A 24,652-nucleotide genomic window follows, 5' to 3' on the forward strand; every position below is an offset into this window, starting at 1 on the left:
TGTTCGGGGACAACGTAACGATTACATTAAATGCTTATACCCAAACAACCTCAAGTTACTTGTTCACCCAGAGTTTGTTTGGGTATAAATAAAAAAAGAGCCATGACATGCATGGCTCTTTTTTACCCTAGCCTTAACTTAGAAGTTAGGCTTGGTCGCGGGTGCTGCGGCGCGGCTAGTTGCCGTGTCACTACCTGCTTGTTTGGTTTGAAGACGCTCGGCACGGAACTCTGCAATTGCGACTTGGATTGGCGCAGAAGACACTTCTTGAGCTGGAGCGGGTGCTTTCGTCATTGGAGACGTTGCAACACGACAACGAATCACTGGCGCTTCTGCAGGTTTTTCTGCTTCAACCGCTGAGATTTCACTCGCTTCAATCACTTCTTTGATGTCTGCTTTTTCTTCGTTCTGAACTGGCGCTGATTCAACCACTGCTTCTTGAGCCACAGTCTCTTGAACCTCGGCTTTTGCAACAACGGTTTCTGGCGCTTGTTGAGCGGCAGGTTCTTCCGATACGGCATTCACTGTTAGTGGAAGTTCTTCGCTCAGTGCGTCTGCACCTTCAAATTTGGCTTTTTCTTCCAAAATCGTAGGCGTTGCAGGACGAGGGAATACTTTACCCATTGCCATTTCAGGGAAAGCAACACCGCTTAGGGCTGGTTTTGCTTCAACTGTTTTTTCAGCAACGGGGGTTTCTTGTGCCACATCAGCGATGACTTCTTCTACAACAACAGGTGCTTTCTGTGCGGCTTTCGACGGCCATACTTTACCCATTGCCATTTCTGGAGAAGCCACACCAGACTTCAGAACAACCTTGCTGCGCTTCTCTACAAAAGAAACTGCAGTTTCCATCATGTCTAGCTGGTCAAGACCTTGTTCTGTCGATTCAGTGTCGTTGTCTTCGCGGTAGTTGCGACGACGACGTTGACCACTGGCACGTAGGTGACGAGGTGAGCGACGGTTACGACGTTTCTCATCACGTTGCTCAGTTTGCTCGCCATCTTGCGCAGCCACAGTTTCGTTCACATCAACTTGTTTTGCTTCGGCAGCAACTGCTTTGCCCATCTCTTGAAGAGGGTTTTCAGCCACATTCTCTTGCTCAACAGACGTGTCGCCTACGCGAATTTTCTTGTCTAGTTTACGGCGTTGACGGCGTTGCTTGATTTTTTCCGTCTTCTCCGCTTTTTCCTGCTTCTCAACTGCAACTACTGGCGCTTCTTCTTTTACAGGTTTAGCGACTTTCTGCTGTTGGCGCTGTTCCGTTTTCTCTGCTTTATCAACAGGCTTACGGTTTTGCTTCTTCGCAGGTTTTTCTTGACGTTCTGCGTTGCCGTTGCGCTCGTTACGTTCATTACGCTGTTCTTTACGATCCGCCGTTTCTGGACGGTCTTTACGACGTTGTGGACGTTTCTCGTTGCGCTCTTGCTTGCCGTTTTCATCGCGTTGATTGTTGCGTGAACCACGACGATTGCGGTCTTGCGAACGTTTCTGATCACGACGATTACGGTTTTCTTGTTTCGGTTCTTCTTTCTGCTCTTGCTCAGGCTCTGATGCAAACAGACCAGAAATGAAGCTAACCAAACGCGAGAACAAGCCCGGTTGTGTTTCAGCTTCTTTGGTTGGTGCAGGCTTCGCAGATGGTGCTGGTGAAGCTGGCGCAGAGAAACCTTGAAGTGCAGGCTCTTCACGTTTCTTCTCGACACGTTCAGCAGGGGCGTCATCTTTTGCTTCTGCTTCGCGTATTGCTTCTAGTTGCTTAGGCAAGTGGTAAGAAAGCGTACTGTTTTCATCACCGCCACGTACACGCAACACTTCAAAGTGTGGTGTTTCCATGTCTGCGTTTGGCACGATAACAACGCGAACGTTGTGGTATTTCTCTACATGCTGAACAGAGCGGCGTTTTTCGTTAAGCAGGTAAGAGGCCACAGGCACTGGCACGATAGCCATGACTTGCGATGTGTTCTCTTTCAATGCTTCTTCTTCGATCAATCGAAGAATAGACAGCGACAGGGATTCGTTATCACGAATCACACCTGTACCCGTACAACGAGGACAAATATGGTGGCTCGCTTCTGCCAAAGACGGGCTTAGGCGTTGGCGAGACATTTCTAGCAGACCGAAACGTGAAATACGGCCGATTTGAACGCGGGCGCGGTCCATACGAACTGCTTCACGAAGGCGGTTTTCAACTTCGCGTTGGTGGCGAACAGGGGTCATATCGATAAAATCGATAACAACCAAGCCACCCAGGTCGCGAAGACGTAATTGACGTGCAATTTCGTCAGCCGCTTCTAGGTTCGTTTGAAGTGCGGTTTCTTCGATATCAGAGCCTTTTGTTGCGCGGGCTGAGTTGATATCAATAGAGGTCAATGCTTCTGTAGGGTCGATAACAATTGAACCACCAGATGGCAGACGGACTTCACGCTGGAATGCAGATTCAATCTGGCTTTCGATTTGGTAATGGCTGAATAGAGGCACTTCACCTTCGTAGCGCTTAACGCGCTGCAGGAAGTCAGGGCGGGTCGCCTGAATACGCTCACGAGCCTGATTGAATACTGTTTCGCTATCAATCAATACTTCACCGATGTCACGGCGCAGGTAGTCACGGAATGCACGGGCAATAACGTCACTTTCTTGGTAGATAAGGAAAGGAGCATTTTGAGAATCTGCAGCACCTAGGATACGTTCCCAGTTGTTCAACAGATAGTTCAAATCCCATTCAAGTTCTTCAGCTGATTTGCCGACGCCTGCGGTGCGAACAATAAGACCCATGCCTTGTGGCAGTTTAAGGCCTGACATTGCTTCTTTAAGTTGGCTACGCTCTTCACCTTCGATGCGACGAGAAATACCGCCAGCACGTGGGTTGTTAGGCATAAGAACAAGGTAACTACCCGCAAGGGAGATGAAAGTGGTTAGGGCTGCGCCTTTGTTACCACGTTCTTCTTTATCTACCTGAACAATCACCTCTTGGCCTTCTTTCAACACCTCTTTGATGTTTGGACGGCCTTGGTAGCTGTAATTATCTGGGAAGTATTCGCGGGCAATTTCTTTAAGAGGAAGGAAACCGTGACGTTCTGAACCGTAGTCAACGAAAGCTGCTTCTAGACTTGGTTCAATACGGGTGATTTTGCCTTTATAAATATTTGCTTTCTTCGATTCATGGCCTGGGCTTTCGATATCTAGATCGTACAAGCGCTGACCGTCAACCAATGCGACGCGCAACTCTTCTTTTTGAGTTGCGTTGATCAACATTCTTTTCATATCAAATTTTTCTCGATTATTTGTCGTTGTTATTAGTTGTCGGATACGAGACAAAAAACGCAATGCTGCCAGGTCCCAAGTCTGACATTAATGCAACCTCACGGCTGGGGAATCAGGGACGCTCTAGGGCACTACTTATTTACCCACTGACACGGAAATAAAGAAGTCTCTCCGGTTTACTCAGTCGGTTTTCCACCACAAATGGCGACAGTCTCTTTGACACTGGTTATTTTTCCCGTCGTGCCAACAAACTAACGGGTGCCTTAATCCTCATGTCTTACGCCAAATGCTGCATGATTAAAACGCGTTGAACTCTCATCGGAATCGAAACTACTAAGAAATAGTGCCGTGAATGGTCAATGTGTCTTGGTTAAAGCGGATTATGTTTACTCTGTTTGACGGCAATTTCGCCGTAGTGTGTAAAAAAGCTACAAACTTTTCTACAGTACGGCGCAACTATAGCAGGGACACTTTTTTGCGGCAAATTACTTTGATGCAATGTAGAATCTATGCCCTATGAATACAGAAAAACCTAAAGTGCAATTCATCGACATCTCCGATGACATTGCAGGCCAGCGGATCGATAATTTTCTCCGAAATAGGCTTAAAAACGTCCCTAAAAGTATGATTTATCGCGTTCTTCGCAAAGGAGAGGTGCGAGTTAACAAAAAACGTATAAAACCGGAATACAAGCTTCAAGAGGGGGATGTTATTCGTCTTCCCCCTATCAAGATCCCAGAGACGGCGCAGGTTGAAGCGCCTAACACCAAGCTTGATAGGGTCGCAGAGTTAGAAAATTGTGTGATTTATGAAGACGATCACATGCTTATTCTCAATAAACCGTCTGGAACCGCCGTTCATGGCGGCAGTGGGTTGCATTTTGGCGCGATTGAGGCCATGCGCGCATTACGCCCAGATGCACGTTTTCTTGAATTGGTTCATCGAATCGACCGAGATACTTCTGGCATTTTGTTGATTGCCAAAAAACGCTCGGCACTTCGTCATCTCCAAGCGCAATTTCGCGAGAAGACGGTACAGAAGTATTACTTTGCTTTGGTCATGGGGAACTGGAAACCAAGCATGCGTAAAGTGACCGCACCTTTACTTAAGAACGAAGTGAACAGCATTGTGCGGGTTAATCCGAACGGTAAAGCGTCAGAAACACGCTTTAGAGTGTTGGAGCAATTTAAAGAAGCGACCTTGGTTCAAGCGAGTCCAATCACTGGGCGCACACACCAGATTCGTGTCCATGCTCAATATTCAGGTCATCCTATCGCTTGGGATGATAGGTATGGTGATCGACGATTTGATGCTTATACGAAGAAATTTGGCTTGGGTCGATTGTTCCTTCATGCCGCAAACATTAAGTTCACGCACCCGAGCACAGAAGCGCTAATGGATATCTCCGCGCCGATGGAAAAGAAACTCGAGCGAACGTTAGAAGGACTACGCACCTGTTAAAGCAATATAAGCTAGTCATCTTTGATTGGGATGGCACTGTGATGGATTCGGTGGCACGCATTGTGTCGTGTTTAGAGGAAGCTGCCCGTTTAACGGGTGGTTTGCCAACGCTGTCGCCAGAGCAATTAAAGCAAATGATAGGTTTGAGCTTAGAAAAGGGGTTTGTATTTCTTTACCCAGATGTACCTTTCTCTCTGTTTGAGACGTGGAAGGCGCATTATGGTCAGCAGTTTCGGGATGATAACCCAACACCACATGCGTTTTATCCTGGGGTTACCGATACACTTGACACGTTGAAAAATGCGTCTGGCAAAGTTTTAGGGGTGGCGACAGGGAAATCGCGTATTGGCCTTGATAGGGCAATGGGTGAAACCGACAGTCAGCATTTCTTTGCCGCGACACGAACGGCTGATGAGACGTTATCAAAGCCCGATCCTCTAATGATTCATGCGTTGCTTGAAGAGCTCGGTATCAATCAAGAAGAGGCTGTCATGATAGGGGATACCTCTCATGACATGTTGTTAGCAAACAACGCGGGCATTGATGCGATTGGTATTACATGGGGTGTGCATGATGCTGCTACGCTATCTGAATACCATCCTGTGGCGATTATCAATACACTGCCAGAATTACTCAAACTGCCATAGACATAAGCGTTAGCAAGACGTAAAAATGAAAAAAGAGCGAAGATTCGCTCTTTTTTCGTGCCTGATAGAAGGGGTTAGTTAACCTAGAACGTTGATACCTTCTTGCTCTAACATTTCACGCAGTCGAATCAATGGAAGACCAATCAAAGTGTTTGGGTCTCTACCATCGAGCTTCTCAAACAATGCGATGCCTAATCCTTCACATTTGAAGCTACCCGCGCAATCGAGCGGTAGCTCGCGCTTCACGTAGTTTCTAATTTCTACCTCAGAGAGAGATCTAAAGTGAACGTGAAACGGTTCAACGTCGGTTTGAGCTTTTCCGGTTGCACTGTTATAGAGGCTTAAACCTGTATAAAAAGTGACGTGTTTGCCTGAAGCCGCACTGAGTTGGTCGAAAGCACGCTCTTCAGTATGAGGTTTGCCGAGGATCTTTCCGTCGATCACGCAGACTTGATCGGATCCTATGATCAAGGCGTTCGGATGATCGATACTGCACGCTTTTGCCTTATTTTCAGACAAACGCTTCACCAAATCGCTCGGATCTTCTTGTTCGTAAGGGGTTTCATCAATATCAGGCGAATGCGTTAGAAAGGAAATTCCCAGCTTTTCTAACACCATTTGGCGATATTTAGAGCCGGATCCTAGCACGACTGTTTGTTTATTCATCTAACGATGATCCTTTCTCGGAATATTCGTATACGAAGGTCAGTGTAATGTTTTACACTTGCGGAGGCGAGTGGGCATAGGATGTCCGTTGGCAATTCGTGCCCATTCTGTTTCAAATTCGCTAAGTGCCTGTAGTACAGAAAATAACCTTTTCTTCTCTGGGAGAGTGTGTATGCGCTACCTGTTAGAAGTAAAAGGCTAAATTTCTTTGACTCGGGATACTTTGGAGGCTAGAATTCGCGCCCTATGCAAAAGGTAAAAGTACCACTAACGGTTGACCCGTTTAAAAGTGCGCAAAAGCGACTTGATTATGATGGCATCATCGCAGTTAAGCAGCTTGAACGTCTTGCAGAGGTAACTGGAGGTGTGATCAGTGATGCTGATGTTAAACTTTCTTTTGATATTGATGCACAAGGACTGAAGATCGTAAGCGGTAACGTGAAGGTCGACGTCAATCTTGAGTGTCAACGTTGTTGGAAAGTCTACCCACATCATTGTGATATCGAATTTATTTACAGCCCGGTTTTCAATGAAGATCAGGTTGACAATTTACCAGATGCTTATGAGCCGGCATTAGTCGACGAAAATGGTGAGATTAACCTACTTCAACTTATCGAAGATGAGTTGATTGTGGCTTTGCCACAGGTTGCCATGCACGAAGAAGCTGATTGCGAAATCGATTCTGATGGTATGGTTTTCGGGGAAATCCCGCTTGCTGATGAGCGTCCGAATCCATTTGCCGTTTTGAAAAACTTAAAGCAAAAGTAACGAGGAGTAGGGTCCATGGCCGTACAAAAGAGCAAAAAATCACGTTCAATGCGTGGTATGCGTCGTTCACACGATGCGCTAACTACTAGTGCATTGTCTGTAGATGCAACTTCTGGTGAAACTCACCTGCGTCACAACGTGACTGCTGACGGTTTCTACCGTGGCCGCAAGGTAATCAACAAGTAAGGTTGAGCCTTGACTGGTCTAACCATTGCACTTGATGCGATGGGTGGGGACTTCGGTCCCCAGGTAACAGTGCCTGCCTCCGTGCAGGCATTGTTGCATTTCCCTTCGTTAAAAGTCGTACTCGTCGGTGATCACGCTGAGATCACCCGCCAGCTCGTATCGCTGGGTCAAGAACATGCCTCCCGCATTTCAATTGTTCATGCGGAATCTTCTATCGCCAACGACACGCGTCCTTCTCAAGCACTTCGCTCGAGTAAAGGCACATCCATGCGTATTGCATTGGAACTTGTCGCCGATGGCAAAGCTGATGCCTGTGTCAGTGCCGGTAACACGGGCGCACTGATGGCACTCTCTCGCTCCTTATTAAAACTTCTCCCCGGCATAGACAGGCCTGCGCTTGTTTCAGCCCTCCCAACCTTAGGTTCTCAACAAAGCTGGTTACTCGATCTTGGTGCAAATGTTTCGGTGGATGCTGATACCTTGTTCCAGTTTGCGGTAATGGGCTCTGTGCTTGCTGAAGAACAATTAGGTCATCAACCTACGGTGGGCCTGCTGAATATCGGTGAAGAAGAAATCAAAGGAAATGATTTAGTAAAGCGTTGCTCGGAAATGCTTCAGCAATGCTCTGCAGTCAATTACATTGGTTACGTAGAGGGCAATCAGCTCTATACAGGGAAGGCCGATGTGGTTGTCTGTGATGGATTTGTCGGCAACGTCAGCCTGAAAACCAGTGAAGGGGTCGCAAAGCTGTTTTTAGATAGCTTGAAGCAGCATATTTTGACGAGCCCATTTAAAAAACTGGTGGCTAAATGGTTATTTGGCGAACTTTTTACTGCGCTCAATCACCTGAACCCCGACCAGTACAATGGCGCAAGTCTGTTAGGATTGCGCGGCATTGTAGTGAAAAGCCACGGACGTGCTGATATATCCGCTTTCCAACACGCTATCGGGGAAGCGGTCCACGAAGTCGAACGGCAACTACCTAAAAAAATATGTGACCGTTTGGAAGCCGTACTACTCGAGAGGCATTATTAGTCTTCATGTTCAGTAAGATTCTAGGTACAGGCAGCTTTCTGCCTGCCCAAATCCGCACTAACGCGGATCTCGAAAAAATGGTTGATACCAGTGATGAGTGGATAACTGCCCGAACTGGTATTAAAGAGCGTCGTATTGCATCGGAAAACGAGTCTGTTGCAGTAATGGCTTACAACGCTGCTGTCCAAGCAATTGATATGGCAGCGATTGATAAGCACGACATTGACCTCATTATTGTTGCTACCACAAGCGGTGAAAGTGCATTCCCTGCTGCCGCATGTGAAGTCCAGGCCATGCTTGGTATTAGTGGTTGCCCTGCCTTTGATATTGCTGCTGCATGTTCTGGTTTTGTTTACGCACTGAGCGTTGCTGATCAGTATGTGAAGTCAGGCATGGCGCGTAACGCCTTGGTTGTTGGTTCTGATCGTCTTTCTCACATGTGTGATCCGACCGATCGTTCAACTGTCATCTTGTTTGGTGATGGTGCGGGTGCCGTTGTTGTCGGTGCAAGCGAAGAGCCAGGTGTGATCTCTACTCACTTACGTGCTGATGGTAAATTTGGCGAGTTGCTGAACTTGAAACACCCTGGGCGAGGTTCGCGTTCTCAAGTTGAAGAAGATGCTTGGCTAGAAATGGCAGGCAACGATGTCTTTAAAGTTGCTGTTACGCAACTGGCTAACATCGTCTCTGAAACGCTTGATGCCAACCAAATGGAAAAGTCTGAAATCGATTGGCTTGTTCCACACCAAGCAAACTATCGAATCATTAAAGCGACGGCAAAAAAACTGGCCATGTCCATGGATCAGGTTGTCCTAACGCTAGATAAACATGGCAATACGTCTGCCGCTTCTGTTCCGACTGCACTTGATGAAGCAGTACGTGATGGACGCATTCAACGCGGTCAAACGATATTGCTTGAAGCTTTTGGCGGTGGTTTCGCCTGGGGCTCTGCGCTGATTAAGTTTTAATAAGGAAAATTTCTATGTCTAACTTTGCTGTGGTTTTTCCAGGCCAAGGTTCACAAACTGTGGGCATGTTGGCTGAACTGGCTGAACAATTTGATGTAGTAAAACAAACATTTGCTGAAGCATCTGACGTTTTGGGTTATGACCTTTGGGCACTGGTTCAAAACGGCCCTGACACTGGCCTAAACCAAACTCACCGCACTCAACCTGCATTGCTGGCAGCTTCTGTTGCGATTTGGCGTGTATGGCAACAAGAGGGTGGAGCACAACCAACCGTATTGGCTGGTCATAGCTTGGGTGAGTATTCTGCGCTGGTTTGTGCAGGTGTTATCGACTTCAAAGAAGCCGTTAAATTGGTTGAACTGCGTGGTCAGCTGATGCAAGAAGCGGTACCTGCAGGCGTGGGTGCTATGTCTGCCATCATTGGTCTTGAAAATGACGCCATTGCTAAAGCGTGTGAAGAAGCTGCACAGGGACAAGTGGTTTCCCCTGTAAACTTCAATTCACCAGGTCAAGTTGTCATTGCAGGTAATAAAGAAGCGGTAGAGCGTGCAAACGTTCTGTGTAAAGAAGCGGGCGCGAAACGCGCATTGCCTTTACCTGTATCTGTGCCGTCTCACTGTGCACTGATGAAACCAGCGGCAGATAAATTAGCTGTTGCGCTTGATAGCATTGAATTCTCTGAACCGTCAATCCCAGTTGTTAACAACGCTGACGTTGCTGCTGAAACTGATCCTTCTGCGATTAAATCTGCTCTTGTTCGTCAACTTTACGGTCCCGTTCGTTGGACTGAAAGCGTTGAGAAAATGGCTGGTGAAGGCGTTGAGCTGCTGCTAGAAATGGGCCCTGGTAAAGTATTGACGGGTCTTGCTAAGCGTATCGATCGTAAATTGAACGCTGCTGCGGTTAATGATCCTGCTTCTTTGGAAGCGGCGAAGTAATTTCTGGAAACTGCAGCCAGTAACAGCTGGCTGCTGCAATTAAGGAACGAATAAGAATGGACCTGAACGGTAAAATTGCGCTTGTTACGGGTGCGAGTCGTGGTATTGGACGAGCAATCGCTGAAATTCTTGTAGAGCGCGGTGCAACAGTTGTTGGTACAGCTACCTCTGAAAGCGGTGCTGCGTCAATCAGCGATTACTTGGGCGAGAACGGTAAGGGCTATGCACTTAACGTAACATCTTCTGAGTCGATTGAAGGCGTACTGAAAGCGATTAAAGAAGAGTTCGGTGATATCGATATTCTTGTTAACAATGCAGGCATTACTCGTGATAACCTTCTGATGCGTATGAAGGAAGATGAGTGGCAAGACATCATGGACACCAACTTGACGTCTATTTTCCGCATGTCTAAAGCGGTATTGCGCGCGATGATGAAAAAACGTAACGGACGTATTATTAATGTCGGTTCGGTTGTTGGTACAATGGGCAACGCCGGTCAGGCGAATTATGCGGCAGCGAAAGCTGGAGTTGTGGGCTTCACCAAATCTATGGCACGTGAAGTTGCATCGCGCGGCATTACCGTAAATACTGTCGCTCCAGGTTTCATTGAAACCGACATGACAAAAGCGCTGAACGATGATCAGCGTGCAGCAACCTTGGCTCAAGTACCTGCTGGACGTTTAGGCGATCCACGTGAAATTGCGGCGACTGTAGCGTTTTTAGCGTCAACAGATGCAGCCTATATCACGGGTGAGACACTGCACGTCAATGGCGGCATGTACATGATTTGAGCACAAAAGTTGCAACACTAAATGATACAGGTCAAACTCCGACTGTTTATCGAGCAAATCGTGGTTTGACCAGCATTAAGGGTGTTGCAACTTCCACGTTATTGAATAAACTACTGCACATATCGCATCTGCGAATCTTGTAAGGAATAGTATTAATATGAGCAACATCGAAGAACGCGTTAAAAAAATCATCGTTGAGCAACTAGGCGTAGACGAAGCTGAAGTTAAAAACGAAGCATCTTTCGTTGACGATCTGGGTGCAGATTCTCTAGACACAGTTGAGCTTGTTATGGCTCTGGAAGAAGAATTCGATACCGAGATTCCAGACGAAGAAGCTGAAAAGATTACTACTGTTCAAGCTGCTATCGACTACGTTGTTGGCGCGTCTGAGTAATCAGAAAAAAAATTCTTCCAGGCGGTCAATTTGGCCGCCTGAGTTTTTTCTAGCACCTCACAATTTTAAAGAATCACCTTTCTCCGGAGAATATCATCGTGTCTAAGCGTCGTGTTGTTGTCACTGGCATGGGGATGTTATCGCCTGTAGGTAACACTGTTGAGTCATCTTGGAAAGCATTGCTCGCTGGCCAAAGCGGTATTCAAACAATTGATCATTTCGATACAACAGGCTTTGCAACCAAATTTGCTGGTCTAGTAAATGATTTTAATTGTGAAGATTACATCTCTAAGAAAGATGCTCGTAAAATGGATTTATTCATCCAGTACGGGATCGCAGCAAGTGTGCAAGCACTTGAAGATTCTGGCTTGGAGATCACCGAAGAAAACGCTGAGCGTGTCGGTGTAGCCATTGGTTCGGGTATTGGTGGACTTGGCTTGATTGAAGCTAACCACCGCGCGTATGTCGAAAAAGGCCCACGCAAAATCAGTCCATTTTTTGTACCGTCGACCATTGTAAATATGATCGCCGGTCACGTATCCATTAATTACGGTCTTCGCGGTCCTAACATCGCGATTTCAACGGCTTGTACCACAGGTCTGCACAACATCGGTCACGCGGCACGCATGATTGCATATGGTGATGCAGATGCGATGGTTGCAGGTGGCGCAGAAAAAGCATCTACCGAATTAGGTATTGGTGGCTTTGCTGCTGCAAAAGCCCTGTCTACCCGTAATGACGATCCACAAGCGGCCTCACGTCCTTGGGATAAAGACCGTGATGGTTTTGTTCTAGGTGATGGCGCAGGCGTCATCGTGCTTGAAGAATACGAACAAGCAAAAGCACGTGGTGCCAAGATTTACTGTGAGCTTGTTGGCTTCGGTATGAGTGGTGATGCCTATCACATGACGTCACCAAGCGCAGACGGCTCTGGTGGTGCACTTGCAATGAAAGCGGCTATCCGCGATGCAGGCATCACGCCAGAAGATATTGGTTACGTAAACGCACACGGTACGTCTACACCTGCGGGTGATGTTGCTGAAACGAAGGGTATTCGTTTGGCTATGGGCGCTGCTGCAGACAACACCATGGTGTCTTCAACCAAATCAATGACAGGTCACCTTCTAGGTGCTGCAGGTTCTGCGGAATCTATCTTCACCATCATGTCTTTGGTTGAGCAGGCTGTACCGCCAACGATTAACTTGGACAACCTCGATGAAGGTTGTGACCTTGATTATGTTCCACATGAAGCTCGTCAAGTGAAGACGGACTACGCTCTGTGTAACTCTTTCGGCTTCGGCGGCACAAATGGTTCGTTGATTTTCAAAAAAATCTAAGAATTTTTTGATAAACTAAGGCGGCTCGATACAGTGTATCGAGCCGTTTTTTTATTTGTAATTCAGGAACCCCGGAATGATTTTGCTCAATGGATTGGCTAGTGATGACATTTCAATCTCTGATCGCGGTTTACAGTACGGTGACGGCTGTTTTTCCACCCTTCTTCTTGAAAGGGGTGTAGTTGCAGCGTGGCCATTGCACGAAGCACGTTTGCGTGACAACGCATCCCGACTTGGGATCACCGATATTGATTGGCCTTCAGTTGCTTCTTGGGTACAAGATGCGGCTAAATCTACCGAAAGCACAGACAAAGCGGTTCTGAAAGTGATCATTACGCGAGGTGCGGGCGGGCGAGGTTACAGCCCTGAAGGCTGCAATGCGCCCAATGTCATTGTCTCAACGCATGCCTATCCAGCACACTATGAGGCGTGGCGGGAGAAAGGCATTGCGATGGTACTGCTTGAACAACCACTCGGCATATCTCCGCTCGCAGGCATTAAGCATTTAAATCGTTTAGAGCAGGTTATGCTCAAGCGTGAAGTGGACAGCAGCGGCATGGACGATGGGGTTGCGTGCGACATGAGCGGGAACCTTGTCGAAACCTCTGCGTCGAATTTATTCTGGCGTATCGGCAAGATGATTTATACCCCAGATCTTCAACGTGCAGGTGTGGCTGGTACGATGCGAACTCAGGTTATCGCAGCGGCGAAAGCACTCGGTTTTGATGTTCAGGAAGTTCTCTCTTCCCCTGACGCTTTATTTAGAGCCGAAGAAGTCTTTATAACAAATGCAGTAATGGGTGTGATGCCTGTTAGATGCGTAGAAACAACAAACTACAGCGCATTTGATGCTTGTAGAGCAATAACATTGAGGTTAAATGCGTGATTAAAAAACTGGCCCTTGTATTTCTGTGCCTCGTATTGGCTGCTGCTGGCGGCGCGTACTGGGCATATGGGGAAATTGAATCGTACGTGAGTGCGCCAATAGACACTCAAGAAAAAGTCCTCGTGACGGTACCGGATGGCGCGAATTATCATTCCGTTACCCGTACTTTGATTGACGACGGTGTGATTTCACCGTCTGAATGGTCACGATTTGCGGCAAAAACGCACCCAGAGCTCACTCGCTTGAAAGCGGGGACTTATGAAATTGACCCGTCAATGACACTTGCAGATGTGTTTGCCGTGTTTCGAACAGGTAAAGAACATCAGTTTGCGATCACCTTCGTTGAAGGAAGTACCTTCAAAGAATGGCGCGAAATCCTTAATCAAACTGACTACTTGAAACATGACACTGAAAATTTGAGTGAAGCGGCTATTGCCAAGAAGCTCGGTTTATCGTCAGAGAAAGTCGAAGGGTTGTTGTTGCCAGAAACCTATCATTTTGTAGCAGGGGAGAGCGATCTCTCTCTTCTTGTCCGTGCTTCCAAGCAACTTCAAAATGCGTTGGATTTGGCGTGGGCATCACGTGCTGAGAAGCTACCCGTAAAATCCGCGTATGACTTGTTAACGCTCGCCTCCATCATTGAAAAAGAAACCGCGGTGGATGAAGAGCGCGGTAAAGTGGCGTCAGTATTTGTAAATCGCTTGAACAAGCGTATGCGTTTGCAAACTGACCCAACGGTGATTTATGGCATGGGTGATAAATACGATGGCAACATCCGTAAGAAAGACTTACGCACGCCAACGCCATATAACACGTATGTGATTTCAGGTTTACCGCCAACGCCAATTGCGATGCCAGGTAAAGCTTCGATCATTGCTGCCGCGAACCCTGACAGTACACCTTATTTCTATTTCGTTGCCAGCGGTTACGGTGGCCACAAATTTTCGAAAACGCTCGCGGAACATAACCGTGCAGTCCGACAGTATCTAAAAGTATTAAGAAGCCAATGAACGGAAAATTTATCGTAGTTGAAGGCCTTGAAGGCGCGGGCAAAACCACTGCTATCAATAAGGTGTTAGAAACACTGAAAACGCATGGTATCAGCGACATTGAAACAACCCGCGAGCCTGGTGGTACACCGTTGGCGGAGCAAATGCGTGCATTGGTAAAAGAAGGCCATCCTGATGAGCCTTTGACGGACATGGCAGAGCTGCTTTTACTTTACGCAGCACGCATCCAGTTGGTTGATAACGTGATCAAGCCAGCGCTTAATCGTGGCGCGGTTGTGGTCGGTGATCGCCATGACATGTCTTCACAGGCATACCAAGGTGGTGGACGTGGTTTTGATAAGGCATTGATGCAAAGCTTGCGTAATACTGTGTTGGGTGATTTTCGTCCTGATTTCACGATCTACATGGATATTGACCCTGAGCTTGGCTTATCTCGTGCCCGTGCGCGTGGTGAGTTGGATCGTATTGAACAAATGAAACTCGAGTTTTTCCAACGCACGCGTGAACGCTATTTGGAATTGGCGGCAGCAGAAGAGCATGTTGCCATTATTGATGCATCACAATCGATTGAAGACGTTGCACGCGATATTCAATCAGCATTAGAACAATGGCTGAACCATGCAGGTTAACGTATACCCTTGGCAACACGACACGTGGCAACATTGGCAAAAGCTTCTCGGTCAAGATAGGCTTCACCACGCTGTCTTGTTGGCCTCCCCAAAAGGGAGCGGGCGTATTGCGCTAACTGCCATGCTGGCAAAAACCATTCTTTGCAAAAATGGCGTCGCTGAACCTTGTGGTGTTTGCCATAGTTGTAAGTTGTTTGATGCAGACACGCACCCAGATTTCCACCTACTCAAGCCTGAAGCTGAAGGTAAACAAATCGGTGTCGATGCAGTGCGTAAAGTGAATCAGTACGCTTGGGAAACATCACAACTGGGTGGTCAACGGGTTATTCTGATTCAAGATGCAGATCGCATGGGCGAAGCGGCGGCGAATGCGGTGTTAAAAACGTTAGAAGAACCGCCTTCGAACTGCCATTTTATTCTTCTTGCAGCGTCCATGGACACCATGTTGCCGACGGTGGTAAGCCGATGTAACAAGTGGAAGCCTAAACTGCCGCAGGAAAGCGTTGTAAAGCGGTGGGTTGAAGCCGAGCTGTTTGATTCGGTGCCACTTCAAGTGATCCGCATTAACCGTGGTGCGCCGCTTGCAGCGAAAGCATTTGTAGAGTCGGGTAGCTTAGGCGCGCATGAAGGGTTGCTTGATGCATTTTCTGGCTATGTAACAACGAAACAAGGCCTTTTCACGCTCACGGAGAAACTGATCAAATCTGGCAACGATGGCTTACAGTGGTTAAGTTTTCTATTGTTGGACGTGATGAAATTGCAACAGGGGACCCAAGAGGGGCTTGTTCACTGCGAATCTCTTCCGTTAGTTGAAAAAATTGGACGTGCCGTCTCCGCGTCTGTCGTTATGCGCCAACTAACAGCACTGAATAAGCTAAAGAGCGATTTGGTGAGAAGCACAGGCTTAAACAATGAACTAATGGTCAGTCGCTGGTTGAGTGACTTTCAGTAAGCACCTACAATGCATCGCTTTACAAGAATACCGGAGTTAACAACGTGCTAGTCGATTCACATTGCCACCTTGATAAATTAGATTACGACGATCTGCATACTGATGTTGCAGAGGTCATAGAGAAAGCGAAAGATCGTGGTGTGGATTACCTGCTCTCTGTTGGTGTAACCCTGCGCAGCTTTCCGACCATGATGGATTTGATTCGTCCATACCCGAATGTGTTTGCATCTTGTGGTGTTCACCCTCTCGACATTGAAGAAGGTTTCGACTTCGATCAACTGCGCACTTTGGCCGCGGATGATCGTGTTGTCGCGATTGGCGAAACGGGGCTGGATTACCATTACCAACCCGAGCTTGCTGAAAAACAGCAAGACGTTTTCCGTCAGCACGTGCGTATTGCTGTTGAGCTAAATAAACCTCTCATCATCCACACGCGCATGGCGCGAGAAGACACGCTCCGCATTCTGCGTGAAGAGAACGCTCAAAAGGTTGGGGGCGTGCTGCATTGCTTCACTGAAAGTTTTGAGATGGCAGAAGCCGCGATTGAGCTAGGGTTCTACATTTCTATTTCAGGCATTGTGACGTTTAACAAAGCGTCTGAGCTAAAAGATGTCGTCCGTCGATTGCCTTTGGAAAAACTGTTGGTAGAAACGGATTCACCGTATCTTGCACCTATCCCGTTTCGTGGTAAGCAAAATCAGCCTGCTTACGTTCGTGAAGTGGCGGAATATGTTGGCTTGCTGAAAGGCGTGTCTGCCGAAGAAGTAGCAGCAACGACAACGGAAAACTTTTTTAAGCTTTTCTCGACAGCGACTCGCTGAACCTCATCGTTCAAGACTTTTTAAGGGCTGCTTTTGCAGCCTTTTTCGTCTTTTCCCCTCGCGATTTTCGTAACACTTGGCATGTCACAAAGATAAATCGAGTTTGTAACAGTAAAGACCTATTTGGTTTCAATTTTTGTTGTTATCTCTTTTATCTATCTGAAAATTATAGTGAAAGTTAAAAATTCTTATCCTGTACTGCAATGATACTTAAACATGTTAAACACACTTAATTCGTTACATGAAATAACGTTAAGGCTCTAGGCATTATGAGTGTGTGAAATTCGTGTAGAGAGCGGTGATTCTGATTTTAAGTTATAAAATACAGTCACTTAGTGAGTATCAAAAGTGCTATTCGGTATCTTTCCTATGTGATCTATATTTAGTTTCTGAACAAACTCATCGTGTTACGTAGAGCCATCCGAGCTGCAGCCCTATATTACACATCGAAATACATTGATTAGCAGGTTGTCCTGAACTCACATGTTTCTGAGTTCAACGTACAACTAAAATTATTCTCAGGAGCATAGTTATGTTTAAAAACCTGTTTGCTAACCTGCAAAAAGTCGGTAAGGCGCTTATGCTGCCAGTATCGGTATTGCCGGTAGCAGGTATCTTATTAGGCGTTGGTGCGGCAGACTTCAGTTGGCTTCCAAGCGTTGTTTCAGGCGTTATGGAAAATGCTGGTGGTTCAGTATTCGGTCAAATGCCGCTGCTGTTCGCAGTAGGTGTTGCGCTAGGCTTTACGAACAATGATGGTGTTGCAGGTCTTGCTGCAATCGTTGGTTACGGCATCATGGCTGCAACTTTGGGTGTGATGGCACAAGTCATGGGTGTTGATAAAATCGACACTGGTGTTCTTGGTGGCATCCTCGTTGGTGGTGTTGCGGCATGGGCGTTTAACCGCTTCTTCCGTATTCAACTTCCTGACTACCTAGGCTTCTTTGCAGGTAAGCGCTTCGTTCCTATCATGACAGGTTTCTGTGCAATTGGTCTTGGCCTTGTACTTGCTGTTATTTGGCCACCAGTTGGCGGTGCGATTGCAACCTTCTCTCACTGGGCTGCAAACCAAAACCCAGTTGCGGCGTTTGGTATCTACGGCATCGTAGAGCGTTCACTTATCCCGTTTGGTCTGCACCACGTTTGGAACGTACCATTCTTCTTCGAAGCGGGTAGCTGTGTAAACGCTGCAGGCGAAGCACGTACCGGTGTTCTGACTTGTTACTTGGAAGCAGATGCAGCATCACGTGCTGCGGGTAACGGCTTCGGTCAGCTAGCTGGCGGTTACATGTTCAAAATGTTCGGTCTTCCTGCTGCTGCTATTGCAATGTGGCACACTGCGAAACCAGAAAACCGCGCGAAAGTGGGTGGTATCATGGTTTCGGCGGCATTGACGTCATTCCTAACCGGTATTACCGAACCAATTGAGTTCGCATTCCTATTCGTAGCACCAGTACTGTACGTTATTCACGCTGTTCTAGCGGGTACTGCATTCGTACTGACTAACATGCTAGGTATGGTTCACGGTACATCGTTCTCCCACGGTCTGATTGACTTCGTGGTTCTGTCTGCTAACTCTCAGAAAATGTGGTTGTTCCCACTTCTGGGTATCATGTACGCAGTGTTCTACTATGTAGTATTCCGTGTTGCTATCGTGAAACTAGACCTGAAAACACCTGGTCGTGAAGATGAAGACGAAGCAGTGGCTGTTACTGGTGGTGAGTCTGAAATGGCGAAAGAACTGGTTATGGCATTCGGCGGCAAAGACAACATCACTAACCTAGACGCATGTATCACTCGTTTACGTGTTTCAGTGAACAGTGTTGATAGCGTTGACCAAAATAGACTGAAGAAACTAGGCGCAGCAGGTGTTGTTGTTGCGGGCGGTGGTGTTCAAGCTATCTTTGGTACCAAGTCTGACAACTTGAAGTCAGACATGGATGAGTGGATTCGTAACAACTAATATCCATACGAATGACATCAATAGTTACCCCCTAGCTATTGAGATCGAAAAAGGAGAGCCTAGGCTCTCCTTTTTTATTGTCTGAATATGTATCAAATGACGTGGCGATGGCTCATAGCGCGACAAAGAACATCATTAGAATAGGGACGAGTAAGCTGAGGATAAAGCCACTTACAATGGCAATCGGCACACACTTAACGCCACCTGTTGTTTGAATGATTGGGAGGGTGAAATCCATGGAGGTTGCACCACCATAACCGATAGCCGTGAGTGGGTAGCGGCTGATTAATAGCGGAATAAGAACAATGGCAACCAGTTCTCTTGCAAGCTCTAATAGAAAAGATGCACCGCCATAAACAGGCCCCAATGCATCACCCATCAATATACCCGCCAAAGAATACCAACCGAATCCTGACGCCATCGCGAGGCCATAATTGTAGGGGAGCGACAGCAACCACGCTGCGATGAGCCCACCCCCCAACGATGTCACAATAATGACAGCCGCTACACTCAATCCTTTCTTGTTCAGAATAATTTGTTTCAACGTCATGCCGCTGTTTCTTAACTGTATACCAATCAAAAACAACAGAATAAGCAAAATTCCTTCACTGGCAGGGTCAACCCAATCCAAAGGGATTGGAAGCAATAGCCCCAATATCAATCCACCGCCTACGACAAATACCAGTTTCACAGATTCCATTAACATGGCTGAAAGAGGAACATCACGTTTGTGTTGTTCTGTTTTCGTGGATAGCAGCATGTCTAAAAAAGGAAGGGCAAGAAGGTTTGCTACACCAATACACAGAAAGAAGGTCGATGCGAGAAGCAGAATTTGATTGAGGTTGGTACTGAGATCGTCAAGGCCCGCCAAGCTTAATCCCATTAACCCTAAGATGACAAAGACAAGGCGCGAGGTTGAGCGATTGATGATATCGAGCAACTTATCGCTGTTAACTTTGATCAAGTAGCCTACGATAAGTGGCAAAAATATATACAGCATGCCAGGTAGCATTCAGAAAGACCTTATTGATAAAAAAGAGAAATCACGCTGAGAGTATCAGTGGAGATCAAATAAGGTCAATCTGTGCGCCGACGCTTATACGAGAAAGTCATCGGCAAGAAAGGTGAGGCTAACGCCGAGGATTAAAATCCACAGTTATTGATAATGCCATTGAGTTGAAGCCTGAAATCCGCATCATTCAGATTCGACAGTTCATACAGTGCTTCTGCGCCGGCTAGGGTGATTTCTACATCATGGTCATCAATGGCGTCGTCATTGGCCCTAAACAAGAGCAAATGGTTCGCCATGGTTGCAAGGTTAAGGTACGTCACGTCGTCGACTTCTCGTCGGATGCGGCGGTTTGTTGATACCTCGATAAAATCCAAGTCGAAACCCCAACTCTTTAGAATGAATCTGCTTGCTTCTTTACTGACGGAGTAAAAAACATGGCTCGCGATATCAAAATCTAAATAATTTCCTTCATCGGTGTAGTGTTGGAATGCGTTCACAGCACTGTAAATTCCAATGTCAGCGAGTAATCCAATCAGTAAGGCTTTCTCGACTTCAAGCTCACACTGCGTGTCATCGTATTTTTTCACTTTCTGGCAGAGCAGTGCCATTGTCGATGCAAACTCACGTGACGATGTCGCACTCTTTTTCAACAGTGCATTGCACTCTTCGCTAAATGGGGAGGATGTTTTCAATGTTTGGATGGCGTGCGCAGTAGCAATGCCTAGCACACGTTGTATCCCTAATCGGGATACCGCCATATTGATGTCATGGCAAGGACGGTTCGTTCTTGGACTAAAAATGGCAGAGTTTGCAGCACGGATCACCGCCGCCGTCAGCGTCGCATCATCCAGCAGAAGTGTCGAAACATCTTTCACTGTACTGGTTTGTACGTAGCAAACACGCTGCAATTTGAGGACGACGTCAGGGATCGGAGGTAACTCGAGTGTCCCATCTTTCAAAGAGCGGTAAACGCGCTGGAAAAAATCAGTCTCAATCGCTTTTAAGTGTTTGTCACGGCTAGGGTTAACCCAAAATAAAGAAAGGTGATCCATCTTTTTAGACTCGAAAAAACATCCAATGAATAGTAATCCTGATGCGTTCTAAATGAAACATGTAGCGCATTTTATTTGAAGCAGTAACAATTTTTAATGCGTGCTGTCTAGTATCTTTGTCATGGCGAAAACTGATAATAATATTAATTAGATAAAAGCAAGTTAGCGATGAATTGGGGTGAGAAATCTGAACTAAATTAACGTTTATTACGCGTAATGTATGTAATACACGACAATAAGTTGCGAGTGCCTGTGGCCATTTAACATGTGGTAAACATAAATATTACACACCATAAACGTGACGGATGTTGCGTTTTTGGTACAACGTGCGGTGTTGAGTGATCTAGTGCATGGTTTTCTATGCCTTAATGGGTCATCATTAATTTGCGTTGAGAATTTACTGGGTTTTTAGCCGGGGAATTGGCTTTTTGGGGAGAAAGGAGGCACCAATGCTGGAAGTGAAAAGTGGCTTTGTCGAATACTTGTCTCAGTTTGGTGAGACAGAAAAACGCTCCATGTTTGGTGGTACTGGTTTCTTTGTGAGTGGAGCAATGTTTGCACTCGTGAAAGAAGATCGTATCTATCTACGAGGTGGGGCAGAGCTTACAGATAAACTTATTGCGAAAGCGTGCAAAAAATTCGTCCATGTAAAGAAAAGTTCTACCGCCATTGTTAATTACTACGACATCACCGAGCTTTATGAGCAGGAGGATGACGGCTTAGATGCAATGGTAAAAAAGTCCGTCGAGAATTCAGTGGCGGAAAAAGAATACCGCGATTCAAAATTAAACAAGCGTCTTCGCGATTTACCCAATTTGCGTTTGACTATTGAGCGAATGCTTAAAAAAGCTGGCGTAGAAAATGTCGATATTTTCTTTTCAATGAGCCCAGAAGAATTGTTCCGCAAGGTTCAAGAATCTCACGGCTATGATGTCGATATAAAATTGCTTTGGATGTTTGCTGGTGCGCAAACGGGTGTTCATTGGACCTTGCTCAGTGAAGAAACCAAGCAGCAATTGCTTCGCGCAGTCTAAATACCGTTCCCAAGAAAATAGCCGCCCAGTGCGGCTTTTTTTGTCGCTGCGTTTTACGTTGTAGCCTGTTGAAGAGATGATCACCTTCGGTGTATTGGGTATTTAGGCATGTACGGTTCGGGGGGATATTGGTACAGTCTTTGTAACGAAATGAAAAATAAAACAGTGACTTCGTATGAAATTGCCTCAACTCTCTTCTTCCTTACTTGCAGGGTTACATTGCTTTTCCATTGTGGCTGAAACCATGAGTTTTACGCGTGCCGCTGAGCAATTACACCTCACCCAAAGTGCTGTCAGTCACCGTATTAAGAAACTAGAACAAAGGTTAGATGTAGCCTTGTTTGTTCGCCGTCCTCGCCATTTGTCGCTCACCAATGAAGGTGAGCAACTTAAATTGGTGGTGACAGAGCAATTTTCCGCCATTAGCTTGAAGTTGTTGGAGCTGAACCACGCAAAACCTGTTGGGGATTTCATCATCTCTGCGCCCCCGACTTTCGCTCAACGCTGGCTAGTTCCTCGCCTTCATCAGTTCGCAGAAGCGTTTCCTGATGTAACGCTACACCTCAGAACGCGTAATGATTTGGTGGATTTTAAAGCCGAAGCCTTTGATTGCGCCATTTACTTTGGTCATGGACGTTACACGGGTCTTTGCAGCCATCACCTATTAGACGATGCCATTCTTCCCGTATGTAGTCCTTCATATGCAGAAAGGCACGATTTATATGGCAACCCTCACAAGCTCGCCGAATGTCAGCTGTTGCATGATGCTGCTCCTTGGGCGAGTGCCAGTTTGAGTGATGAATGGTTGTATTGGGCGAACGCAAACGGGGTTGAGCTTAATGGCACCAATCACAGTTTTGACCGAGCGGATTTGGCGTTAGAGGCTGCATCGTCAGGGATGGGGGTTGCCATTGGGCGCATGGCATACATCCAAGAGCATCTCCATTTTGGGCGATTAGTCGCGCCAATCGATTTATCGGTGAAGTCACCATATAGCTTCTACTTGGTTTATCGAGAAGAACAGCAAGGCAATGCAAAGATTATGGCGTTCAAACAATGGCTGTTTGAACAGATTCCAGCAAATGGAGAATTCTGACCTTGAGCGTCAAGTTACTGACCTAAATGATAACTACATCGAAAAATCCGCTGTATTCTTTTTGTCCAAGCTTATAAGATACGAAGTATGCTAAATCGAAAATACGTTAACTAAATGGCCAAGAATACGAAAGAAGGTGCGCTGCAAACCGAGGCATTGGTGCATCAAACCATCATCGATATTTTCATGGAACATGGATGGGAGGCTGTGACCTACGGCAGTATTGCCAAGCTTACAGGGTTAAGCCGAAGTGGTATTCAACGCATCGTACCGAGTAAAGAAGCGATGGGTGAAGCATTTCAAGGACAAGTGTTTTCATATGTGTTCGATAAGCTAGATACTTCTTCGCCTGAGGCTGTTGTTACATCGTGGCTCAATGCGTTTGATGACCCTAAATTTTCCAATTGTATTCGTTACCTTGTCGGCGCTGTTCATGCAGAAGACATGGGTAAGCGAAAAGCCGCGAAAGGGTTGGAAAAAATGTCATCACTGCTTGGGCGAGAAACCACGATTACACTCATGGGATTGTCGGTTGTTAAATTACTGGACGTTGACCTCGTTGACTGATTGAGGTCGATTGGGTATTCATCTAACGAAACTAAAGGGATAGACAATGATTCAGCCTCGCTTCGCATTACTGGCAGTAACGTCCATTTTTCTGCTTTCAGCGTGTGCCATTAAACCCGCTGAAACCGTGACGGTTTATAAGAGTAAAAATGCTGTGCAATGTGAAACCTCTGGAATGAGTGTGCACGACAGTGCCAATACCTTGTCTTCTTATGGCGTGACAGTGAAGTCTTCACAATGCGGTGTACTAACGGAAGTGATGTTTGCGAGCGTTTGTGGTGCGAAAACCGGCGACATTGTTATCCATGATATTGGTGCGAGAGAAGAAGCGTTGGCTGGAGAATTGGGGTATACCAGCATTGATTCTCTGAAAACGGGCGAGGTTGCTAGTGGCTTCGCCGTGGTTGATTGTAAATAGGTAAGAACAATAAGCCGTTATCAATCAAAACATGCCCAATCAGAACATATAAAAAAGGTCTCTACATGTAGAGACCTTTTTTTGTAAGACATTAGAACTTAAAGCGTGTGCTCAGGATAACCTGGTCGCCATATGCTTCATTGAATCGAAGTTGTGCACCGATTGCAAAAAGCTCAGTCGCGTGGAAACGGCCAAAAACAGAACCAAATACTTCATCTTCGTCGTCGATAGACAGGTGACCAAGTTCACCACCCACTTCAAGTTGCGGGCCTAACCACTGACGAACACCCAAGTTCACTTCGACGCCGAATTCAGTGTCACCCTTGAAACGGTCACGTGCTTTCATTGTGCGTAAGCCCAATTCGCCGTAAACATCTGCCCAGTTGTTGATAGGTGCGTGGAAGCCAATTGCAGCTGTGGTGTCGAAATCGCTGTCAAATTCAGTATCAGCTTCAAAACGGATATGGGCATTTGGGTGAATCGAGGTGCTAAAACCAGCGCCGTAAGTCACAGGGCTAATCCCCACGCGAGCTTCGAAGTAGTCATAGCTGAAGTTACTCATGGTACCCTCGTTAGCCATACTTGCAGCAGAAAAGGCAGCAGAAGAGGCAGCGGCTAGCAAAATACCAGCAATCTTAGTTTTGCGCATGGAAGGTCTCGTGATGATTTTAAATTTGTGACGCTATTTTAATAGAAGTCGCTTTTGCGAAACAACAGCATAGCGCCTTAAATAAGGCGCTGATTGGTAAATATTAGGCAA

Annotated in this window: 25 protein-coding genes; 20 read left to right on the forward strand and 5 right to left on the reverse strand. The window is 46.5% G+C overall.

Going from position 1 to position 24,652, the window contains the following annotated elements; all coding sequences use genetic code 11:
* Positions 1-138: 138 nt before the first annotated feature.
* Complete coding sequence (rne, locus tag BM082_RS01730; protein WP_074925015.1) at positions 139-3,252, reverse strand: ribonuclease E; 3,114 nt, start codon at positions 3,250-3,252, stop codon at positions 139-141.
* A 525-nt stretch (positions 3,253-3,777) separates the two neighbouring features.
* Between rne and rluC the strand changes: the two genes are divergently transcribed.
* Together rluC and BM082_RS01740 are read left to right on the forward strand one after the other, a co-directional pair.
* Entirely contained in the window at positions 3,778-4,722 is a 945-nt protein-coding gene (rluC, locus tag BM082_RS01735) for a 23S rRNA pseudouridine(955/2504/2580) synthase RluC (protein WP_074925017.1), read from the forward strand.
* A 17-nt stretch (positions 4,723-4,739) separates the two neighbouring features.
* Positions 4,740-5,369, forward strand: coding sequence for an HAD family hydrolase (locus BM082_RS01740; RefSeq protein WP_280138434.1), 630 nt, complete (start codon positions 4,740-4,742; stop codon positions 5,367-5,369).
* Between the two features lie 78 nt (positions 5,370-5,447).
* Here BM082_RS01740 and BM082_RS01745 read toward each other — a convergent pair whose 3' ends face one another.
* Positions 5,448-6,035 (reverse strand): Maf family protein, encoded by a 588-nt coding sequence (locus BM082_RS01745; protein ID WP_017013873.1) that lies wholly within the window; start codon positions 6,033-6,035, stop codon positions 5,448-5,450.
* Positions 6,036-6,281: 246 nt separating this feature from the next.
* Here BM082_RS01745 and yceD point away from each other — a divergent pair, with 246 nt between their 5' ends.
* The 14 genes from yceD to ptsG all read left to right on the forward strand — a co-directional run bounded on the left by yceD (position 6,282) and on the right by ptsG (position 18,713).
* Positions 6,282-6,803 (forward strand): 23S rRNA accumulation protein YceD, encoded by a 522-nt coding sequence (gene yceD, locus BM082_RS01750; RefSeq protein ID WP_017010180.1) that lies wholly within the window; start codon positions 6,282-6,284, stop codon positions 6,801-6,803.
* Positions 6,804-6,818: 15 nt separating this feature from the next.
* Complete coding sequence (gene rpmF / locus BM082_RS01755; protein WP_016961383.1) at positions 6,819-6,989, forward strand: 50S ribosomal protein L32; 171 nt, start codon at positions 6,819-6,821, stop codon at positions 6,987-6,989.
* A gap of 9 nt (positions 6,990-6,998) precedes the next feature.
* Positions 6,999-8,024 carry a phosphate acyltransferase PlsX gene (gene plsX, locus BM082_RS01760; RefSeq protein WP_017013872.1) on the forward strand — a complete coding sequence of 342 codons (1,026 nt, stop codon included), beginning with the start codon at positions 6,999-7,001 and terminating at the stop codon, positions 8,022-8,024.
* 5 nt (positions 8,025-8,029) lie between these two features.
* Positions 8,030-8,992 (forward strand): beta-ketoacyl-ACP synthase III, encoded by a 963-nt coding sequence (locus BM082_RS01765; RefSeq protein ID WP_017010178.1) that lies wholly within the window; start codon positions 8,030-8,032, stop codon positions 8,990-8,992.
* Positions 8,993-9,006: 14 nt separating this feature from the next.
* On the forward strand, positions 9,007-9,930 hold the full coding sequence (gene fabD / locus BM082_RS01770) for an ACP S-malonyltransferase (protein ID WP_074925019.1): 924 nt from the start codon (positions 9,007-9,009) through the stop codon (positions 9,928-9,930).
* A 56-nt stretch (positions 9,931-9,986) separates the two neighbouring features.
* Positions 9,987-10,721, forward strand: a complete 735-nt coding sequence (gene fabG, locus BM082_RS01775; RefSeq protein WP_017010176.1) for a 3-oxoacyl-ACP reductase FabG — start codon at positions 9,987-9,989, stop codon at positions 10,719-10,721.
* Between the two features lie 157 nt (positions 10,722-10,878).
* Positions 10,879-11,115: an acyl carrier protein gene (gene acpP, locus BM082_RS01780; protein WP_007467184.1), complete on the forward strand. Its 237-nt coding sequence runs from the start codon at positions 10,879-10,881 to the stop codon at positions 11,113-11,115.
* A 98-nt stretch (positions 11,116-11,213) separates the two neighbouring features.
* Positions 11,214-12,452 (forward strand): beta-ketoacyl-ACP synthase II, encoded by a 1,239-nt coding sequence (gene fabF, locus BM082_RS01785; RefSeq protein ID WP_017010175.1) that lies wholly within the window; start codon positions 11,214-11,216, stop codon positions 12,450-12,452.
* Between the two features lie 76 nt (positions 12,453-12,528).
* Positions 12,529-13,338: an aminodeoxychorismate lyase gene (gene pabC / locus BM082_RS01790; protein ID WP_017010174.1), complete on the forward strand. Its 810-nt coding sequence runs from the start codon at positions 12,529-12,531 to the stop codon at positions 13,336-13,338.
* Positions 13,335-14,348, forward strand: a complete 1,014-nt coding sequence (gene mltG, locus BM082_RS01795; protein ID WP_074925021.1) for an endolytic transglycosylase MltG — start codon at positions 13,335-13,337, stop codon at positions 14,346-14,348. Before pabC ends, mltG begins: the two co-directional genes overlap by 4 nt.
* Positions 14,345-14,977 carry a dTMP kinase gene (gene tmk / locus BM082_RS01800; protein WP_017010172.1) on the forward strand — a complete coding sequence of 211 codons (633 nt, stop codon included), beginning with the start codon at positions 14,345-14,347 and terminating at the stop codon, positions 14,975-14,977. The genes mltG and tmk overlap by 4 nt, the downstream gene beginning before the upstream one ends.
* Positions 14,967-15,929 (forward strand): DNA polymerase III subunit delta', encoded by a 963-nt coding sequence (gene holB / locus BM082_RS01805; RefSeq protein WP_017010171.1) that lies wholly within the window; start codon positions 14,967-14,969, stop codon positions 15,927-15,929. Before tmk ends, holB begins: the two co-directional genes overlap by 11 nt.
* 44 nt (positions 15,930-15,973) lie before the next feature.
* Positions 15,974-16,750, forward strand: coding sequence for a TatD family hydrolase (locus BM082_RS01810; RefSeq protein ID WP_074925024.1), 777 nt, complete (start codon positions 15,974-15,976; stop codon positions 16,748-16,750).
* A 532-nt stretch (positions 16,751-17,282) separates the two neighbouring features.
* A complete protein-coding gene (gene ptsG / locus BM082_RS01815; protein WP_017010169.1) occupies positions 17,283-18,713 on the forward strand; it encodes a PTS glucose transporter subunit IIBC in 1,431 nt (476 codons plus the stop codon).
* Between the two features lie 112 nt (positions 18,714-18,825).
* Here the strand turns inward: ptsG and BM082_RS01820 are convergent, their stop codons facing one another.
* A complete protein-coding gene (locus BM082_RS01820; protein ID WP_074925026.1) occupies positions 18,826-19,725 on the reverse strand; it encodes a LysO family transporter in 900 nt (299 codons plus the stop codon).
* A 131-nt stretch (positions 19,726-19,856) separates the two neighbouring features.
* Positions 19,857-20,777: an HDOD domain-containing protein gene (locus tag BM082_RS01825; protein ID WP_017010167.1), complete on the reverse strand. Its 921-nt coding sequence runs from the start codon at positions 20,775-20,777 to the stop codon at positions 19,857-19,859.
* A gap of 449 nt (positions 20,778-21,226) precedes the next feature.
* Between BM082_RS01825 and BM082_RS01830 the strand changes: the two genes are divergently transcribed.
* From BM082_RS01830 to BM082_RS01845, 4 genes are all read left to right on the forward strand, one after another.
* Complete coding sequence (locus BM082_RS01830; protein ID WP_017010166.1) at positions 21,227-21,811, forward strand: TfoX/Sxy family DNA transformation protein; 585 nt, start codon at positions 21,227-21,229, stop codon at positions 21,809-21,811.
* Between the two features lie 175 nt (positions 21,812-21,986).
* A complete protein-coding gene (gene dsdC / locus BM082_RS01835) occupies positions 21,987-22,907 on the forward strand; it encodes a DNA-binding transcriptional regulator DsdC (protein ID WP_074925027.1) in 921 nt (306 codons plus the stop codon).
* A gap of 114 nt (positions 22,908-23,021) precedes the next feature.
* On the forward strand, positions 23,022-23,474 hold the full coding sequence (locus BM082_RS01840; protein WP_017013863.1) for a TetR/AcrR family transcriptional regulator: 453 nt from the start codon (positions 23,022-23,024) through the stop codon (positions 23,472-23,474).
* 46 nt (positions 23,475-23,520) lie between these two features.
* Positions 23,521-23,892 (forward strand): hypothetical protein, encoded by a 372-nt coding sequence (locus BM082_RS01845; RefSeq protein WP_017010163.1) that lies wholly within the window; start codon positions 23,521-23,523, stop codon positions 23,890-23,892.
* Between the two features lie 91 nt (positions 23,893-23,983).
* On the opposite strand, the gene BM082_RS01850 is transcribed toward BM082_RS01845, so the two are convergent.
* The gene (locus BM082_RS01850) at positions 23,984-24,541 is read right to left on the reverse strand and encodes a porin family protein (RefSeq protein ID WP_017010162.1); all 558 of its coding nucleotides are present in this window, start codon (positions 24,539-24,541) and stop codon (positions 23,984-23,986) included.
* Positions 24,542-24,652: the final 111 nt, after the last annotated feature.

The sequence above is a fragment of the Enterovibrio norvegicus DSM 15893 genome, from assembly GCF_900115495.1.
GTDB classification, from domain to species: domain Bacteria; phylum Pseudomonadota; class Gammaproteobacteria; order Enterobacterales; family Vibrionaceae; genus Enterovibrio; species Enterovibrio norvegicus.